This window comes from Glaciecola punicea ACAM 611, assembly GCF_000252165.1.
Taxonomy (GTDB): Bacteria; Pseudomonadota; Gammaproteobacteria; order Enterobacterales; family Alteromonadaceae; genus Glaciecola; species Glaciecola punicea.
On sequence record NZ_BAET01000030.1, the window covers coordinates 108,292 to 126,603 of the forward strand.

General features: G+C 44.5%; 16 protein-coding genes. 7 read left to right on the forward strand and 9 right to left on the reverse strand.

The window, feature by feature from the left end:
* Nucleotides 1–16: 16 nt before the first annotated feature.
* Together GPUN_RS11405 and GPUN_RS11410 are read left to right on the forward strand one after the other, a co-directional pair.
* The gene (locus GPUN_RS11405) at nucleotides 17–334 is read left to right on the forward strand and encodes a hypothetical protein (protein WP_006006850.1); all 318 of its coding nucleotides are present in this window, start codon (nucleotides 17–19) and stop codon (nucleotides 332–334) included.
* Nucleotides 322–1,008, forward strand: a complete 687-nt coding sequence (locus GPUN_RS11410) for a DUF4919 domain-containing protein (protein WP_006006852.1) — start codon at nucleotides 322–324, stop codon at nucleotides 1,006–1,008. Before GPUN_RS11405 ends, GPUN_RS11410 begins: the two co-directional genes overlap by 13 nt.
* A 159-nt stretch (nucleotides 1,009–1,167) precedes the next feature.
* On the opposite strand, the gene GPUN_RS11415 is transcribed toward GPUN_RS11410, so the two are convergent.
* From GPUN_RS11415 to GPUN_RS14025, 4 genes are all read right to left on the reverse strand, one after another.
* Complete coding sequence (locus GPUN_RS11415) at nucleotides 1,168–1,833, reverse strand: glutathione S-transferase family protein (protein WP_040521006.1); 666 nt, start codon at nucleotides 1,831–1,833, stop codon at nucleotides 1,168–1,170.
* Between the two features lie 95 nt (nucleotides 1,834–1,928).
* Nucleotides 1,929–2,879 (reverse strand): DNA ligase, encoded by a 951-nt coding sequence (locus tag GPUN_RS11420; RefSeq protein ID WP_006006856.1) that lies wholly within the window; start codon nucleotides 2,877–2,879, stop codon nucleotides 1,929–1,931.
* 258 nt (nucleotides 2,880–3,137) lie between these two features.
* Nucleotides 3,138–3,494 (reverse strand): ribosome hibernation-promoting factor, HPF/YfiA family, encoded by a 357-nt coding sequence (gene hpf / locus GPUN_RS11425; RefSeq protein ID WP_006006857.1) that lies wholly within the window; start codon nucleotides 3,492–3,494, stop codon nucleotides 3,138–3,140.
* Between the two features lie 187 nt (nucleotides 3,495–3,681).
* Complete coding sequence (locus tag GPUN_RS14025; protein WP_425307103.1) at nucleotides 3,682–3,885, reverse strand: AbgT family transporter; 204 nt, start codon at nucleotides 3,883–3,885, stop codon at nucleotides 3,682–3,684.
* A 419-nt stretch (nucleotides 3,886–4,304) separates the two neighbouring features.
* Between GPUN_RS14025 and GPUN_RS11430 the strand changes: the two genes are divergently transcribed.
* Nucleotides 4,305–4,823: a YgjP-like metallopeptidase domain-containing protein gene (locus GPUN_RS11430; protein WP_040521043.1), complete on the forward strand. Its 519-nt coding sequence runs from the start codon at nucleotides 4,305–4,307 to the stop codon at nucleotides 4,821–4,823.
* A 3-nt stretch (nucleotides 4,824–4,826) separates the two neighbouring features.
* Nucleotides 4,827–5,213, forward strand: coding sequence for a YacL family protein (locus GPUN_RS11435; RefSeq protein ID WP_006006865.1), 387 nt, complete (start codon nucleotides 4,827–4,829; stop codon nucleotides 5,211–5,213).
* A 164-nt stretch (nucleotides 5,214–5,377) separates the two neighbouring features.
* Here GPUN_RS11435 and GPUN_RS11440 read toward each other — a convergent pair whose 3' ends face one another.
* From GPUN_RS11440 to GPUN_RS11450, 3 genes are all read right to left on the reverse strand, one after another.
* On the reverse strand, nucleotides 5,378–5,650 hold the full coding sequence (locus GPUN_RS11440; protein ID WP_006006867.1) for a TIGR03643 family protein: 273 nt from the start codon (nucleotides 5,648–5,650) through the stop codon (nucleotides 5,378–5,380).
* A gap of 63 nt (nucleotides 5,651–5,713) precedes the next feature.
* Nucleotides 5,714–7,756: a tetratricopeptide repeat-containing sulfotransferase family protein gene (locus GPUN_RS11445; RefSeq protein WP_006006870.1), complete on the reverse strand. Its 2,043-nt coding sequence runs from the start codon at nucleotides 7,754–7,756 to the stop codon at nucleotides 5,714–5,716.
* Between the two features lie 210 nt (nucleotides 7,757–7,966).
* A complete protein-coding gene (locus GPUN_RS11450; RefSeq protein ID WP_006006872.1) occupies nucleotides 7,967–10,615 on the reverse strand; it encodes a TonB-dependent receptor in 2,649 nt (882 codons plus the stop codon).
* Between the two features lie 257 nt (nucleotides 10,616–10,872).
* On the opposite strand from GPUN_RS11450, the gene GPUN_RS11455 reads away from it, so the two are divergent.
* Nucleotides 10,873–12,834 (forward strand): BCCT family transporter, encoded by a 1,962-nt coding sequence (locus GPUN_RS11455; RefSeq protein ID WP_006006874.1) that lies wholly within the window; start codon nucleotides 10,873–10,875, stop codon nucleotides 12,832–12,834.
* A 14-nt stretch (nucleotides 12,835–12,848) separates the two neighbouring features.
* Nucleotides 12,849–13,322 (forward strand): MarR family winged helix-turn-helix transcriptional regulator, encoded by a 474-nt coding sequence (locus GPUN_RS11460; protein WP_006006877.1) that lies wholly within the window; start codon nucleotides 12,849–12,851, stop codon nucleotides 13,320–13,322.
* A 35-nt stretch (nucleotides 13,323–13,357) separates the two neighbouring features.
* Here GPUN_RS11460 and rho read toward each other — a convergent pair whose 3' ends face one another.
* Nucleotides 13,358–14,335, reverse strand: coding sequence for a transcription termination factor Rho (gene rho / locus GPUN_RS11465; protein WP_081483961.1), 978 nt, complete (start codon nucleotides 14,333–14,335; stop codon nucleotides 13,358–13,360).
* 236 nt (nucleotides 14,336–14,571) lie between these two features.
* Between rho and GPUN_RS11470 the strand changes: the two genes are divergently transcribed.
* Nucleotides 14,572–16,029, forward strand: coding sequence for a YfcC family protein (locus GPUN_RS11470; RefSeq protein WP_051987347.1), 1,458 nt, complete (start codon nucleotides 14,572–14,574; stop codon nucleotides 16,027–16,029).
* A 26-nt stretch (nucleotides 16,030–16,055) separates the two neighbouring features.
* On the opposite strand, the gene GPUN_RS11475 is transcribed toward GPUN_RS11470, so the two are convergent.
* Entirely contained in the window at nucleotides 16,056–18,200 is a 2,145-nt protein-coding gene (locus GPUN_RS11475) for an exonuclease domain-containing protein (RefSeq protein ID WP_006006882.1), read from the reverse strand.
* Nucleotides 18,201–18,312 lie beyond the last annotated feature (112 nt).

Below are 18,312 nucleotides of genomic sequence, written 5' to 3' on the forward strand. Positions count from 1 at the left end.
ATAAGGAAGTATTAACATGGATTGGAAAACATTTACTGCGCAATCTAGACAAGCGCAGGTTACCTTTTTAATGAAGCTGGCGGAAGTGTCACTCCGTGCGGCCGTGATTGAGTCTTTTAGAGCCTTGGAGTCGGGCTTGGAAAAAGCGTTTGTTATGGCTTACCCTGAGCTCAACGCAAGTGATTTTAGAAGCCCTGCACAAATGCAAAAACAAGCCTTCATTGCTAAAGTAGACACCTACTTCAACGAACAAGTGTCGGTGTTGTGCGCAAAATATATATCTTTAAAAGTATGGCTTGATGAACAAAATAAGGATCGTCAGTGCAGCAGGTAGGGTTCAACGCCATAAGACCCCTTTGGGTACTGGCTGTATTGTTATTTTTATACGGCTGCGCCGCCACGGGTGACAACGCTAAGGTGCTTAACTATACCAAGAGCGACACCGACTATTACGCCATTATTGATAAAATAAACAACCACCAAGCACACGCAGCTGATTATGACCGTATAATTCAGCTATACCCGCTGACGTCCTTGTACCGCCCTAGAAGTGATGACGAGCAGCGTTTTAAACTGCTGTCTCAAGCATATATGCAAAATGGCCAGTGGCAGCAGTGTTTGAATATAAACAATGAGCTGCTGGCAACAAATTATACCTCACTTACCGGGCACTATGGCGTGGCTATATGCGCCGCAGAATCGGGCAATATTGCGCTAGGCAGGTTTCATAATGCAATACTCGATAATTTTATTGAAGCTATTTGGCGCACCGGCAGCGGACAAAGCCCCGAGTCACCTTTTTACATTACCAGTGTGAGCGATATTTATGCCTTCATTCAACTGCATCAATTAGTCGCGGTGGGGCAGTCGCTTACGTATATCAATAACTTGCCCATTCAGGCTATTAGAGTGCAAAATCCTGAAACGAACCGCTCGCTTACTTGGTATTTTAATGTTACGCCGCAGTTTAGGCGCGGCGTAATAGATCAGTTAGAAAATACACCGTAATATACCGAAGTACACCGTAGTACACTGTAGGAAATACTCTCATGGAAACCTTTCTCACTGAACAATCTTCTCAACAGGACCCTGGTGAAAGAAGCGTTACAAAGTACGCAAACTTTACGCTTTATTTAAGTGATTAAAAAGCGACTGTTGTAGTGCTTCTTACTTTTTCATCTGCTGCGCTACATAGGCGCTAAAAGCTGGGCCGGCGGCTCTTTTATCCTTTGCGATCGCCTTAACTTCGGGCATGGCGTTAAGCGTTCTCATAAGCTCTTGGGCGCCTGGTGCTTCGGCTAATAAGTCTATGTTGTAGAGCTTTTTGGCGACACCTGATGCTAAATCGAGCGAATATAAAAAGAAAATATCGGCGGCGCTTAGCTTGTCTCCGGCTAAATAAGGGGAGAATGAGGCGGCGCGAGAAATTGCCTGCATACCGTTTAGTAAGGCGCGCTTAACTTCTGATTTCGTGATGTCGTCAACTTTTCCGCCAAAAAATGCTTCGCTATGGCAGCGTCTAGCCGGTAATTCAACATATAGCTCAACCATTTTCATTAGCTCGCGTATACGTGCTTTTTCATATGCGCTGCCATGTATTAGGGGCATCTGGGGTGAAACTTCTTCTAAGTAGTCAAAAATAACGTTAGTTTCTATTAGCATGCCATCGCTCGTTTGCAGTGCGGGCACTTTGCCGGTGGGCACTATCGCTAAATACTCTGGTGTTTGGTTGGGGTAAGTAGGAACCGCTTCATATTCAATGCCTTTTAAGGCCATGGCGAGTTTAATCATGTTGTAGTAGTTGCTTACGTCGAATCCGTATAATTTTAGCATTTTGTCTCCGCTTGTTTTATGAGGCTTGTTGTCATCATTTCTTGATAACGTAAACTTGTACGGTGCGATGAACTATTCAGGCTCATTTTTTGTTTTTATGGTTGCTTATAGGTCATTGTTCGAACTCTAATAAAACTTGCGAACCTTGGAATACCTCGCTTGGTATAGCCATGATAAGCAAAGGTAACGGTGCTGCCTATTGCCGGTGGTTTATTGCGCTGGGCATCGCTAAAGCCAGTGCCAATTTTAAAACGCACCGTGTGGCCGCTATCGTTTATGTGTTCAATTAGCATTGCGCCCATGCTGTCTGTGTACTTACCTTTACCATTTAAGTGCTCAAGCACTAGTCCCTCGGCGTCCATGTATTTTTTTAGTTTGAGCAAATTGCCGCTACGACCATTGGTAAATAGTGCGTCGGCCTTTTGCAACATAAGGCCTTCGCTACCGTTTTTTGTATATTTTGCTAACAAAGTCATTAAGGCCTGATTATTGTCAACTGTGAACTGCTTAACAGGCTGTATATGAGGAATATTCAATTCGTTTAGCATATCGGTATAATGCTGTGCTCGTTTTTGAAAACTATCGCGCTTATTGGGCGCATCAAACACCATATATTTTATATACTGCCACTGCTCATCAATTGGAATGTGTTTAGTCACGGCAGAAGCCACAAATTCAAACTCTTCGCGCTGATACCAAAGCTCACCGTCTAGCCACACATTTGGCAAGGCTTGTGTAAACCACGCTGGGGCATGTATTAAGTGTCCGTTTCGTGTGCGAAGCTCATTGTTTTTCCAGATAGCCCGAATGCCGTCGTATTTTTCACTGACCAAATAGGCATGAATGTTTTCACTTTCATAAACCTGCGCAAGCTGCACGCTTGTGGTTACTTGTCTTGCAAACGGTGACGGCGAAGTCGTTAATGGTGAAGCTGCTGATGAAAATGCCCACAGTGTTGTCGTGGTGCTAATATATAATGCTAAAAAGACGAAAAACGGCGACATAAAAAATGCGCGGCGCATGGCTTCATATTGTGTTGTTTTCATGACACGTCCTTGTGTTGGTGAGTTTCATATTTCAATCGATGCTTGCTGCAATATATATGCTTTTTCAAGGGGCAATCAATAGCGCAGATGAAAAACTAGCCAAACGGCCAGCAAACTTCAGGATGTGCTGACTTGACAAATATTACCTAGAAACTGCAAAAAGCCCTCTTAAAAAGAGGGCTTTTAAATACGCCTAACTCAGCGCTTAGCTAATTGAGTTTTCTACCACACTAGCGTTTAACAGTGTTGGAAATACCGTTACTTAAGATCCATACCTTGAATAATTTCGTGGGCAATTTCGGGGGTGGTTACTTCTGGCTTATCATGCAGGTCGGCTTTTAATTGGCCCTTTCTATGCTTAAGCGCTGCATCTAATTTTTTTCTCGCTTGGGTAATGGCGGGGTACATAACGCTGTGCTTGCCGGTTACACCAATTTTGGTGCCTTCATATTTTGTGGCAACTTCTGCGCTGTATTCACCGTGCTCTTTGGTTACAATAATGTCTATGGATATAAGAGTAGGAAAATGGCTAGCTATTTTTGAGAATTTCTCTTGAACGTCTTCTTGCACTTGCTCGGTGATATCGCAGTGATGACCTGAAACATTTACTTTCATAGGGTTTCCTTTTGGCTTCTGTTACGTTTTTGAATGCACACTTATATACCTTGGGACATTGTGACCACAACACAAGGGATTTCTATATTTTAGTTACACAAAAATTACGTCCCATTCACACAATACATCAATGCGATGCGTCTTGACAACACGTGTATTGTCACAAATTATACAAATGTATAGTGGCTTATACTAATGTGCCAATGCCCGCCGCGCTTAAACCTGCCGAAACACCTGCAAACGCGGCTGCCATACCAATAAGCGGATTGTGGCCAAGGCCAGCGTATAATAGGCCTGCCAGCGGAATAAGCACCAAGTAGCCGGCGTCAGTCGCAATTGAGCTTAAAATACCAATTAACACTGGCAGTAAGGGCAGCCATGCTTGTGGAATACGACCGGCCGGCGCGTACTACAAAGCTACCTAAAGATTTTTTGTTTATGGGCATAGTGTTTTTCTTATTATGTGAATAGCATAATCGTTTCTTTATTAATCTGCTGGTTGGTCTATTTTCATATCTAGACAAATAAAGCCTTGTGTAAAATTTGATTACAGCGCCAATATAAGGTTTATAATATGAACATAAACGATGCCTACACGCTTGTAAATCTGCGATGAACCTTTGGCCTTGATGACCGCACTGTGCTGATACAGCCTGATTGTGTCGATTGCGTGAACAATCGACACTTATATCGCGCTCTGGTAATGTCAACTAAGCGAAAAGAAAGCTTAAATACTGCGCTTGTGCTACTTCAAGCATAGGCTACACTAGACTTATATTTTACGGCCTTTTTGTGTTTATGAATAAAGCAATGATGACTCTACCCTATTTAAGCCATTACCCACAAAGCGTTCAGCAGCAGGTCGCGAAGCTGGTTGAACATGATACTTTAGGAACGTGGCTACAGCATAAATACAGCGGCTTACACAAGGTTAGCAATGACGCCGAGCTGCGTGATTATGTGATGGCAATTAAAAATAAATACCTGAAAAAAACGCAGCCTCTAAGTAAGATAGCATACGACAATAAAATGCATGTTGTTAACCATGCCCTAGGCCTTCACACCTTTGTGTCGCGCGTGCAGGGCGCCAAATTAAAAAGCAAAAATGAGCTGCGCGTCAGTAGCTTATTCAAACAAACCCCATGCGCTTTTTTAAATATGATTGTGGTGCATGAGCTGGCGCACCTAAAAGAAAAAGAGCACAACAAAGCGTTTTATAAATTGTGTGAGCATATGCTGCCGAGTTATCATCAAGTAGAATTTGACGTAAGAGTGTACTTGACTGAATTTGACCGCAGTGGCAATGTTTTTTTAAGCGAACAGAGGTGATAAGTGGATTATAAATTTTTTCGAGATGTAAGCGGTAAGCCTACAGCAGAATGTGAAGAAGAGGCAGCCACCTTTGGTGACTGGCTGAGCAATGAGCTTAGCGGCGATGACAGCGCAGTTGCCGACGTGCTTGTGATAATCGAACAGTTGCAAACACAAGCCATTAAAACACATAAAATTAAAGGGCACGATTACACCCTTGTGCTTGATCAAGACGAAGCTGAACTGCATCGTCATTTAGGCTATTGGGATGAAGATACGCCCTTGCCCGAAGGCACCGAGCTTGATTTGCAAGATGATGTGGGCTGTGGATTGCAAGACTTGAAAGAGCTCCTGCTCGACTGGCAAGACTTTGTGAAGGATACTAAGCTGTTGTCTGAAATGGACTAGTTAACCCTTACTTAGTGCCTAAGCGCATAAGGGGTTAATTGGAAAAAGGTAATAATTATACGATCATCGCCTTTTTATGTTCTGCTGATCCTGTAAATTGAGTTCTATTATTGTAGCGCTGTTGATACTTGTTGAGATGCCTTTCATAAGTAAACTTAGCATCGCTAGCGCTTTCTGACCGCCTTGTACTGGCTTGAGCAGTAACCGCGGCTAACATCTTTGCTGCGCAGTTTTAAATGTTTGGTTTTGCGGCCTGATACGCGCGCCCGCCAGTTGTTGAAGGTTTTGCGTTTTATGCTAGCGCGCATAAGTGAAATGACCTCTGGCTCTGATAGACCATACAGTCGCTCTATCGCTTCAAATGGAGTGCGGTCTTCCCATGCCATTTCAATGACGCGTGACTTGTCTTCTTCAGATAGGGTGATGGTTTGTGTCATAATCCTTGCGTTCATTTCCTGTTATTTTATTTTTTACGTGTTTTATGTAAAAAAGTTTAGCGTTTAGGCAACATCGCTATTTAAGGCGTCTTTGAGCTCTTGTAAATAGGGCTCAAAGTTTTTCCATTGTGCAAGTCCGCTGGTATAGATGGGTTGCCTGACTTGCTGGGCACTTGGCGTTTTAACCGCGCGCTTGTTTTTATGGAAGTCAATGCAGGCTTGTTCAAACTCTAGGCCGCAGAAGTCGAGCATTCTGCGTATTTGAGTGTCGGTGTTGGCCACTATGTCTTCATGATTAACCAATAATATTTCACCCGGGAATAGCTGCTGCCAGTGGTCCATTAACGTGACATAATTTTTATAATATAACGCAATGTCGGTCAACGAATAGCTGAATTCTTGGCCTTCGCCGAATAGTTGTTTAAAGCCACTAAAACAGCAGGCCATGGGATCGCGTCTTGCGTCAATTATTTTGGCATTGGGCAAAATGAGTTTTATCAGGCCAATGTGCATGTAGTTGTTAGGCATTTTATCAATAAAATAGGTGCCGCCTTGTCGATACACTTGGGTGTCGTTTATGAACTTTTCCCCAAAGCGAGCAAAATAGTCGTTGTTAATGCTGCCTAAATTAAAGGGATAGCTGGGCTTGTTGCCCTGTTTCTTACTCAAGTTTGCCGCTAAGCCCATTATTTCATGTAGCTCCATGGTGCCGTCTACAGTGGAGTGCGAGGCAAGTATTTGTTCTAATAAGGTCGAGCCTGCACGGGGCAAGCCCACGATAAATATAGGCGCGGCGCTACTGTGGCCTTTGTCTTTGAGCTGTCTGATTAATTCAGGCGTGAAGGCATTTATTTGCGATTTTACAAACGATCTGTGACTTTCATGTGAATACGCAAGGGTTGAGCGCTGAAGTTTGTTGCCAATGGCATAGTGAGTAAATGCGTCTTTATACTTGTTTGCGCTAGTAGAACCGTTTGCCCCTTGGTCTTCATAGGCTTTGCCAAGCGCAAAATGCAGGTGAATTTTGTCTTTTACGCTAATATCTTGCTGCTGGGTGCCGCTTAGCATGGTATCAATTTCGGTGGTGGTAAAGGCGTAAGTTTTGGTGTTGGCCAAGCTCCAATAGGCATCTCCGCAGTATGGGTCTGCGCTGTATGCCTGTTGATACGCGGTTACCGAGGCCTTTATGTCGCCTTGGTTTTTATATGCATGCCCTAGAAGCAAATATATATTGGCTTGGGTGTGGCCATTGGCAACGGTGTCTGTGTAAATAGTGATAGCAGCGCTTATATCGCCAACGCCAACTAAGGCGGTTGCTTTGGCGAGTTGATAAAACGTGTTTTGTGGGTCTTGCTCGGTAAGGGTATTGGCAAGTGCGAGGGCTTTGGCAAATTTGCCTAATTTGCTGTAAATCTTAAACAGCTGGTATTTGACCTCTGGCTTTTCGGGGGCTAATTCTACGGCTGTCTCTAAGATAAATTCCGCTTCTGATGTGGCTTTTAAAGCAAGCGCAATGTCGGCCAGAAGTTGTAAGCCTGTTATAGAGTGTTTGTTTTTTTGCAAATATTGCCGGCACATAATGTCGGCTTGAGTAATTTTGCCATCGTAGAGCAAGTCAGTGGCCGCCAAAATAGGCTTGGGCAGCGCGCTTAACTGCTTTATTTGGCTTTGGCATAGCTTTGTGGCGCTGCTTTGGTTGGCCTGTTGATAAATAGGTAACAAGGCCTGCCATGCCGATAACAGCGCGGGGTTAATTTTGGTGGCTTTGTAAAAATGAATGCTGGCTTGTTTGCCTTGCTTAAGTGCGCGGTAGTTATAACCTAGCTCTTGAAACGCCCTAGAATGCTCAGGGGTAATGACCAGCAGCGTGTTAAGTGCTTCAATGGCGCTTTCATGGCTTTGTTGTAAACGGTAGCCAACGGCTAGCAAATACCAGCACATTGTGCGTGTTTCTTGATCAGTGCTTTTGGCTAATAAGGCCTTAGCGTCTAATTCTGCTTGAGCAAAGTTACCTTGTTGAATATTTTGTTGGATAGCACCTAATGCTTGCGCTGAGGTATTTGCGTTTGCTTGGGTTTCAGTTTGTGGCGTGTTAATTGATGACATAGTATTAGGTGGCTACCTTAGTTTTTTAACGCTGCGATGTTACGGTGTCTATGAATGTATAAATATACATGAAGAAGTTGATGATCATAAGTATCTTTCATATATAAAAAGCCCCTAAAAAGGGGCTTTCTGGGGTTTTACTAAGTAATTGATACGTCGTTTACACTACCTAGGTAAATACTAGGAGTGCGGGCAACGGTGTTCAACTCTTTAGAAAAAGTCGTACGAGAATCTTACACCGATAGTACGTGGACGGTTGGTGACCACCTTAGGTGTAAACTGCTGATTATCGATATGTAGCACAGCGTTATCATCAAACAGGTTGTCGATAAATAGCTCAGCTTTCCATTCGTCGTTAGTAATACCGTAAGCTACATTGGCTAACACGTAGCTGTCTTGAATGTAACGTCCGCCTTTGAAGGCATCGCCGTTGGCGTCAGTGTAGTTAACGCCTGCAAACACGGGTGCTTCTTGTTGAATACTTAGGCCAGAGCCGGTGCCATAGACAAGTTCGGTTGTTTCTTCAAGAACGAAGGCATCCATGGTCATGCTAGCAATACGGTCACCGGTATATACCAAGGAGCCATTTATGTAACTTGTTAAGCCGTTTTCCAGCTCCATGAAGTAGCGCGCTCTTATATTACCTGAGAACGATGCTGAATACGGTAGTTCAGCGCCTACAGGAGGCGCAATGCCGTCTAGCTCTGAGTTTATACGTGTTAATTCAGTGTCTAATAGACTAAACGAGGCGTCTAATATTAGATTGTCAGTGGCTAGCCACGTCATGTCACCGTCTATGCCCATAATCTCTGCATCGCCGACGTTATCGGTGAATACTAAGAAACTAATATTGGTGGGGTCAAACCGTGAGGTTTGTAGGTCGGTAATCTCTGAATAAAAGGCTGTTGCGTTCATACGGAATACGCCGTCAAAGAAGTCGCCTTTCATGCCTACTTCGTAGTTTTGCAAGGTGTCGGTAGTTGAATATACCGGTATGCGGAAGCCCTCAAATGCGCCTGTTTGTGAAGTCGATTTGCCGCCGCCAACACGGTTTGTGACTGGTGGCCTGAAACCTTCGCTTATTGTGGCAAAGAACAATAGATCGCTGGTTGCTTTCCAGTCTATTGAGGCTTTGAAAATGGTATCGTCTACGGTAAGTACGCCGTCGTCATCTAGTAATGACACATCTAACTGGCCGCTGGCTATAGCGGCGTTAACGGCTGCTGGATCTTCGCCAACCGCAATAAGTTCATCCGGGTCAAGTGAACCAAATGCGCGTAGTCTTCGTGATACATCAACGGTCGTGGTGGAGCCTTTATAGTCGTCTTTGATTTCGTACCAGCGAGCGCCTAAAGTAACCGTTAAATCTTCGGTTATATCGTACTCTGCTTGACCAAATAAAGCGATTTGATCAATACCGTGGCTTACATCATTTACGAAGCCTACTTCTGATTCAAATGGACCGCCGTTGCTGTTGATGCCTTCTTTACCTACTGTTTCACGTGCTAAATCAGTGAATTTCTCGGTGTTGGGTATTTTGAACCTACCCACGGTGTTTAATTCTTGTGAATCGTAGAATATGCCTGCGGTGATGCGCCAGTCTCTTGCTGCGTCAGTGTTCACACGAAATTCATGCGTTATACGTGAGGTATCGGTTTCTTCTTTATAAAACTTGGTCGGATCTAAGCATTTGTCATCAGCCTGATCGGCGTTGTTATAGCTACACACGTAGTAGGCTGAGAATAGGCCGCCGTTGGTGTAGCCGGTGTAATCTACCAATGAATCAATATCTCGGTTTAATAATCCACCTGTATAAACTAGTTCAAGCTCATTTAAACGACCGTTTAGTGTCCATGTAGTTAAGCCAAAGGTATCGGTGTTCTCTTCTGGTTGGAAGCGGTTAACGCTTGATGTGCCCTGCAGATTAGGATCGTAGGCAAACACGCCTTCGGTTTCAAGTTGCTGGGCAGTGTGCTGAACTAACACATCCCAATCGCTACTAAATTCATGCGCAATACCAAAACGTACGCCTGAGTATATTGCATCGTTGAAGTCGTCTTCAACTAGTGCATCGTTTTGAGGTACAACAACCGGGGTGTTGGCTGGGTCGGCTAAGGCGCCGCCTGAAATTCTACTGATAACAACGGAACTGCCTCTGTAGCCACCTTGGTCTGGGTCGTTAAGCACGTTGTCTATCCAACCGCCTTGTCTGTCGTTATAAGCGGTTATTCGTACTGCGGTGTTGTCAAACGGTACAAAGTTTAAGAACGCTTCAACTGAGTTGCTCATTTCACCGCCTTTAGTGAAACTAGTGCCAAAATCGAGGCCGCCTGCGAAACCTGCAAAATCAGGCTTTTTAGTGATCATACGCACGGTGCCAGACTGTGAGCTGGCGCCAAACAAGGTCCCTTGTGGACCGGGCAACACTTCAACGCGTGAAATGTCTGCAGCATATATGTCAAGGTTTCGACCTTGCATAGACACTGGCTGTTCGTCTAAATAAAACGCTACTGATGGCTGCAAAGCTTGTACGGTAGACACCGCAATGTTAGTTTGTGACGTCGCCGCGCCACGGATGTATATTTCGTTTTGACCAGGGCCTGTGCCTTGAAACACTACGTTAGGTAGAAATTCGACGTAGTCTTGAAAGTTGTCAACGCCTAAGTTTTCAAGAGCATCGCCGCTTAGGGCGCTTACCGTTACGGGAACATCTTGAATAGATTCTGCGCGTTTAGTGGCAGTAACCTCTATGGTTTCAATAACGCGTTTGGGTTGTGCTGTGTCGGCAGTTTGCGCTGTTGCAATGGATGATACGCCTAATGCAGTTATGATTGCATAGCTTAATTTATTGATTTTCAATAGCTTCCCCTAATTAATTAACGAATAACGTACAATCAATGCATAATAGTTAGTGTGCTAAATATTACAATTATACGCTTCTTCTGTGTAGTGTAGCACATACTTATGTATGGTATGACACATAAACTGCATAAATAATGTAATTATTCATTTGTGGACTAATTATTTGGTGTTTATTTAATTTTTTATTAAAATAATCGTGTTTAATACTACGCAATGTACTAAAATCGGACTTGGTTTTAATAAAGGATCACCCCGTGAATAAAGATGCACCAGGTAAGCTAAATAAAGCAGTATTCTATCCAGCGTCGGGGCTCGTTATAAGTTTGCTGATGTTCACACTTGTTTTCCCTCAGATTTCTGGCTTGTTTTTTAATAACTTACAAACGACTATTGTCGACAACGGCAGCTGGTTTTATGTGTTCGTGGTGGCCGTTGTGCTCGTTTTTACGCTTTACCTTGGGCTGTCGCGTTTTGGCAATGTAAAACTAGGCCCCGATCATTCTGTGCCTGATTACCCATACTTAAGCTGGCTTTCAATGCTGTTTGCCGCAGGCATGGGTATTGGGCTCATGTTTTATGGGGTTGCAGAGCCTTTAATGCATTATTTGGCGCCGCCCACGATGGAAACTGGCACTATACAGGCGGCCCAAGAGGCAATGAAAATGACCTTTTTTCACTGGGGCTTGCATGCGTGGGCTATTTATACAATCGTCGCGCTAATTCTGGCGTACTTTAGTTTTAGGCACGATTTGCCGCTTACTCTTCGTTCAGGGCTTTATCCGCTTATTGGCGATAAAATTTACGGCTGGCGCGGTGACTTAGTGGACGTTTTTGCAGTAACGGGTACGCTTTTTGGTGTCGCTACTTCACTGGGCTTAGGGGTATTGCAAATAAGTGCAGGCTTGAATTATTTATTTGGGTTTTCAACTACCACCATCGCGCAAGTATGTCTTATTATTGGCATAACCTCACTTGCGGTGCTGTCGGTGTGCAGCGGGCTTGATAAAGGGATAAAATTACTCTCTGAGTTCAATATGACGCTGGCGGTGGGTTTGTTGTTGTTAGTATTAGTGCTGGGGCCTACCGTGTTTTTGCTGCAAGCGCTTATGCAAAACACCGGTGCTTATTTGTCGGATATTGTGCGCAACACCTTTAATTTATTCGCTTATCAGAAAACCGATTGGATTGGTGGTTGGACCATCTTTTATTGGGGTTGGTGGCTAGCGTGGGCGCCTTTTGTTGGCTTGTTTATTGCGCGAATTTCACGCGGTCGTACTATTCGCGAGTTCATTTTAGGGGTAATGATAGTGCCAACTATTTTCACCTTAATATGGATGACGATATTTGGTAACACTGCGATAGACATGGTGTTAAACCAAGGCAATGAAATGCTAGGCACCTTGGCCAATGACAACACCCCAGTGGCGCTGTTTTTGTTTTTAGAGCAGTTCCCCTGGTCGAATTTGCTGTCGGGTATGGCGGTATTAATGATAGTCGTCTTTTTTGTCACCTCATGCGACTCGGGCGCAATGGTAATTGATATGTTGTGCAGCCATGGCAACAATAATACACCTTTGTGGCAGCGAATATACTGGACAGCAGGCGTGGGGGTTATAGCGGCGGTGCTGCTACTATCAGATGGGATTAGTGCACTTCAAACCATGACCATTGCCAGTGCGCTACCCTTTGCTGTTGTACTGCTTATTGCAATGGTAGGGCTAATGAAAGCTTTGCGTGTAGAATCGTACAAAAAAGAGAGTCAGTTACTTGGGCAACCGCCCATGCAAGGCACAGGTAATTTGGGAGATTGGCGAGAGCGCCTAAAAAGCGTAGTGGATTTTCCAAATAAACAGCGCGTCAGTCGCTTTATTACCGAGGTAGGCCTGCCTGCATTTGGTGCGGTAAAAGCTGAACTTAAAAATCTTGAAATTGACGCAGCTGTCGAGCAGAATAGCCGCGGAATTATGATTAGTGTTGACCAAGGGGATGATCAAAGCTTCAGCTATGCGATAGAGCCTAAGCGCCATTTGCAGCCTGAGTTTTCCCATGACAACGTGCATAATGACGATAACGACAGCGTGTATTATCGCGCTGAGGTCCATCTTAACGAAGGTGGTCAAGATTATTGCGTAATGGGCTGGTCAAAAACTGCGCTTATTAATGATGTGGTTGATCAGTATCACAAACATTTGTACTTTTTGCATTTAATGCGCTAAGGATTAAAAGAAATATGAAGAAAGATGAAGAGTTATTGGTTGCCCTGCGCAGAATTATTCGCGCTATTGATATGCGCTCGCGTCAGTTGAATAAACAAGTTGGTATGACAGGCCCGCAGTTGTTAATACTACACAAGGTAGGCAAACAAAGCGGTGTAATGGTGCGCGAGATTGCCGAAGATATTAATTTAAGCTCAGCGACTGTCACCAGTATTCTTGATCGCATGGAAGATAATAACCTCGTGAGACGCATTCGCAGAACGCAAGACAAGCGCAAAGTTGGTGTGTTTTTAACAGAGGCCGGTGAAAAAGCATTTGAAACCGCGCCTATGCCCTTTCAAGAGCATTTTACAAATCGTTTTAACAGTCTAGAAAAGTGGGAGCAAAGTCAAATGGTGGCGACGTTGCAGCGCATTGCTTCAATGATGGACGCGCAAGATGTAGATGCTTCGCCAATGCTTGAGCTTGGCAGTATTTTAGATCGTTAAGGTGTGTTAAAAAAGTGTAAAAGGGTCAGGTCCAATTACATTTTTTTTCCACTCATCACTTCCAATAATTGTGCATTAGTCGGATACTTTTCGAGTAACTCAAACAATTTAGCGGCGCCGTCATATGCCTTGAGGCCGGTCAGTCCTCTGCGCAGCGTTCTAACATTCTCGATGTCTTTGGCGCTTATAAGAAGTTCTTCACGGCGCGTACTGCTTTTAGCAATATCTAAAGCGGGGAAGATACGCTTGTCGGCGATGTCGCGCGATAACACAATTTCCATGTTGCCGGTGCCTTTAAATTCTTCGAATATAATTTGGTCCATGCGGCTTCCAGTGTCAGCCAGTATGGTGGCTAAAATGGTCAATGATCCACCGTTTTCAATCTTTCTGGCAGCGCCGAACAGTTTCCTTGGAATCTCCATTGCTTTAGCGTCAAGACCGCCCGACATGGTGCGGCCGCTGTTTTTTGTGCGCGCATTATGTACCCGTGTAAGCCGGGTAAGTGAATCTATCACTATCATCACATCATGACCTTCGCCCGCTTCACGCTGCGCTTTTTGAATGAGCTTGTTGGCTACCCGTACATGGTGTTCATAGCTTTCATCGGTAGATGATGCGTGTACCTGCGCCTGCACGCTGCGGGTGAAGTCGGTGACCTCTTCTGGCCGTTCATCAATTAATAAAGCGTACAGTTTTATTGCAGGATAAGCGCAGCCCACGGCTTGGCAAATGTGTTTTAAAATGGTGGTTTTGCCACAGCCTGGTGGTGCCACAATAAGGCCGCGCTGGCCCATGCCAATGGGCGTAATTAAATCCATCGCTCGCATTGACAGCTGCGATGAACCTAATTCTAGATGAATACATTGAGTAGGGTTTACCGCCACACCGTCTAAAAATCGCTTTAATGGATCGCTTTGTGGCTCCCTGCGAGCTACTTTCTTAGCGGTCTTATCTGTTTCTGGTTTGAGCTCTTTCTTTTTTGGCAGGTTCAAAGATAATATTTTTTTTGTCATGGTATCGCTTTTTAGCTGTGGTGCACTAAATTTTTTAGATGCGTGTAATGGGAACAGCCCAATAAACATTATACAGGCTCATTAGGCATATTTCACGAAAGTCATTCATTGTTTCAGTAATAAGCTTCGTTAGGCAAAACCTGTGTTGCTGTGTAAGCACAAGCTACTTGTTTTTCAACATTTCTAGTTACACAATAGACCAAATTGTGATAACAATCTTTGCGGCTGCACTAAAAATGATAAAAAAAGAATTCGCGATACCTCACACGCTCATTTTACTACTGTGCATGATGTTTGTCGCCTATATTGCGACTTGGCTAATTCCTCAAGGTTTCTTTGAAACCGTCATTTTAGACAATGGACGAAGTGCGGTAGTGGCCGGCACTTATGCATTGGCCGATGAGCAAATTAGGCTCACGCCGATGGACTTTTTAGTGGCCATTCCGCGTGCTCTTGCGGCGGCGCAAGATATCATATTCTTTGTATTTATTGTCGGCGGTGTGCTCTCTATCGCGCGCGCTACCGGTACCATAGATGCTCTCATCGGCAGTTTGTTAGAACGTTTTGGCCATAAGCCTCATTTGCTAATATTTATGGTGGTGTTTTGTTTCGCGCTGGCCTCTGGTGCTATTGGAACGGCAGGTGAATATATTCCATTCGTGCTTATTTTAGTGGGCCTGTGTAAAGCGATGCGTCTTGATGCCATGACCGCTGTGGGCATGGTGGTCACCGGTTATGGCATAGGCTATGGGGTGTCGGCTTTCAGTCCTTTCACCGTTATGGTTGCGCAGCAGGTAGCTGGTATACCCTTGTATTCGGGCATTGAATTGAGGTTAGCGATATTTGTGCCCTTTGTATTAATCGGGTTTCATCATGTATGGCGCTATGCAAAAATGGTGCAAGATGATCCAAGCAAATCTTACACTGCTGGTTTGCCCTGCCCTCTAGAGAATAGCGAATCGGGCAACTATCCAGGCTTAAACTTTCGCCATAAACTAATATTATTTGGCTTAGTGGCAAGTATTGTAATTGCCGTGTGGGGAATTTCGCAAAGAGGCTGGTATCTTTACGAGCTAGGTGCGGTGTTTATTTTGTGGGGAATATTAACCGCGATAGTGGGCCAGTTAAGCGCCGACCTTGCGGCAACCAAATTTATAGAAGGGGTGCAAGAGCTTGCCACAACGGCGATATTAATAGGGGTTGCACGCGGCATTGCGCTGATTATGGAAGATGGTCAAATACTCCATACTTTGGTGCACGGCATGTCTATGCCCTTGTCGCATTTAGGCGCAGAATTTGCCGCGGTGGGTATGTTTATCATGCAGTCTTTGCTCAACCTATTTATACCTTCTGGCAGTGGCCAAGCTTACGTTACCATGCCTTTGATGGCGCCGGTGGGCGACATTATAGGCGTGAATAGACAAATTGTGGTGCTTGCCTATCAGTTTGGCGATGGTTTCTCGAATATGATTATTCCAACTAACGCTGTCTTAATGGGCATTATTGGGATGGCCGGGGTGCCTTATCATCTGTGGTTTAAATTTTGTTACCCGCTTATTTTGAAGTTGATGCTTGCGGCGTCTGTCGTGTTGGTGTTTGCGGTTATATTTGATTATGGGGCTGATGTGCAGCCAGCTGCTGTGAATGCTGTGAATTTGCTGATTGGACCTGACCCCATTAGTTCTTGGTCTTAGTGAGGCTATGGGCTCAATGTAATACCTTATCTTCTAGCCTCGTTGACTAACTTTAACAGTTCACTCGCCGCGACTGCGTCAGACAGAGCGCGGTGATGGCGCTGCATGCCAATATCAAAATGCCTGGTTAAATTGGCCAGCGAGTAGCTAGGCAAACCTTTGTAGTGGGTTCGCATTTGCTGGACGGTGCACAATTTTGGGCGTTTGTAGTGGCGATTTATGCGGGCAAACTCTTCTCTTATAAAGCCGTAGTCGAAATTGACATTGTGAGCAACAAATATGCAGTTTTCGGTGAAAGCTTCGAGTTCATCTGCAATATCGGCAAACAACGGAGCGTCGGCAACCATGTCGTTAGTGATGCCGGTGAGTGAGGTGATCATTGATGGTATACGCCGCTGCGGATTTATGAGGCTTTGCCATTGATCAACTATCTCGCCGTTAACCATTTTCACCATGCCTATTTCAGTGATTTTATGTGTGCCCGCGCGCCCGCCGGTGGTTTCTATATCGATAACCGCATAGGCTTGCATAGGATCCAAGGTCCAGCCCACGGTGGTGATGCCTACATCAATGCCGAATCCGCGCAGGCTTTGTAACTGCATAAGCTGATTGCGGCGCAAAGTGTCGCCTTGCGCTTTAACTTCTTCAAACCTAAGCTTATTGTTTTCAAGCACCATAATGTCAGGGTAGCCGTCGTTGTATAATTGCCAGTCAGAGCACATCGCGCGCAGTTGTCCTTTAAGGCCATTAAGCGGCAGATGTTCAATGACTACTGTTAGCTTATCGAGCATGTTCGTGTGCCAATTCACTATGCCTTGGCTTTTACTGTAATGGGCGGTGGCGCTTTTTGTTACCTGTAGCAACAAGTCTTTACATGAGGAAAACGAGGCAAGTCTTGACGCAATTTGTTTGCCGGCAACCGCTATGAAATTATGGTGTTTAAGGCATACTGGAAGGTAATCAAAAGGGGTCGCTAAGCCCAAGCCTTCTAGCTCGAAAAGCTCATGCCAGAAGCACAAACCAAATAAGTTTTTCCACACACTGTTTTCGGTTCGCCATGCCTGTATGTCGCGTGCGTGATAGTAAGCAATTACACCGTACTCAACACTTCCTTTATAGCTTTCATCAAGCAGTAGATGCCTATTATTTTCGCGCAGCATGTCAGTTAAGATGCTGGTGCGTTTTTTATGGTATTTACGGGCTAAAAAATCTTCGGCAAATTGCAGCAGTTTGTCTGTGTTTGGGTCGTCTACTATGGCATTGAGCTTTGCTTCAACGGCGTCTTTGAAGCCTAACTTATAGGCTTGCCTGCACCAAAACTCCTGCGCGAGTGGCGCTTGCAGATCTTGCGCGATGCTGAGCGCGGCAACGGGGTTAACCGTCAGCATAGATTTTGCCATCACATATCCAAGCTTTTGTGACACAAGAACGGCTTGAGGGCCATTGGCTTTTGGTAAGGTGGCCATGAAACTGACAATGTCACGTTCACTTTCATAAGTATGCTTTTTGGCAAATTCATATGCTTGGGTGAGTGCAAAGCAGCTGTACGCACTCGCATAATCAGCGAAGCGAGACTGCATTTGCGCCTGTTCGTCTCGGGTTCGCATTAGGCCTAAATCGCGCATAGAAAATTGATTCAGTTTGCCATTGATGTGGCCAAAGTATAAAAATAAAAAATAATCGACAAATGCGTCGGTTGTGCGCATTATATAGTCTTTAGCGACGCCGCTAGTGACTATTTTATGCGGGCATAAACGCTGGCAGTGTCGAGTAAAACTGGCTTTGTTTGCGCTTTTGATGAGTTTAGGAGAATCTGCAGCAGCGACTTCTTCATATAGTGCAGCTAATTCAGGTTTTGTTAATACCTCAAGCAGGTTTAAAACGTTTTCTACGCTTACGCTTTTTACAAAGCCTGAGGACACTAAATCAACCAAAACTTCTGAGGCCAAGGGAATTTCAGGAAAAGAGAGGGAACTGCGTTTTATGACCGGATATTTTCGGTTAATCAAGCGAACCGTTAAACACTGTGCTAAATGCGCAGATTGTGAGTATTTTTGCAGAAACTCAAGATCAAATTCGCTGAGTAAATGCGCGCTGGGCCCTTTTACAAAATCGAGAAATTCAGAAAAGTGAGTATGATAGTAAAATGTAGGTAAGTCGCGAAATGCCATAAAATCTTGCCGTTAATGGAGACTAGAAGGTGAGTAAAGAACAAGGAAATTAACTTGCAAAGTAGGCTCTTTAATTACTGGTTTAATATACAGTATTACGTGGGCACAGGTA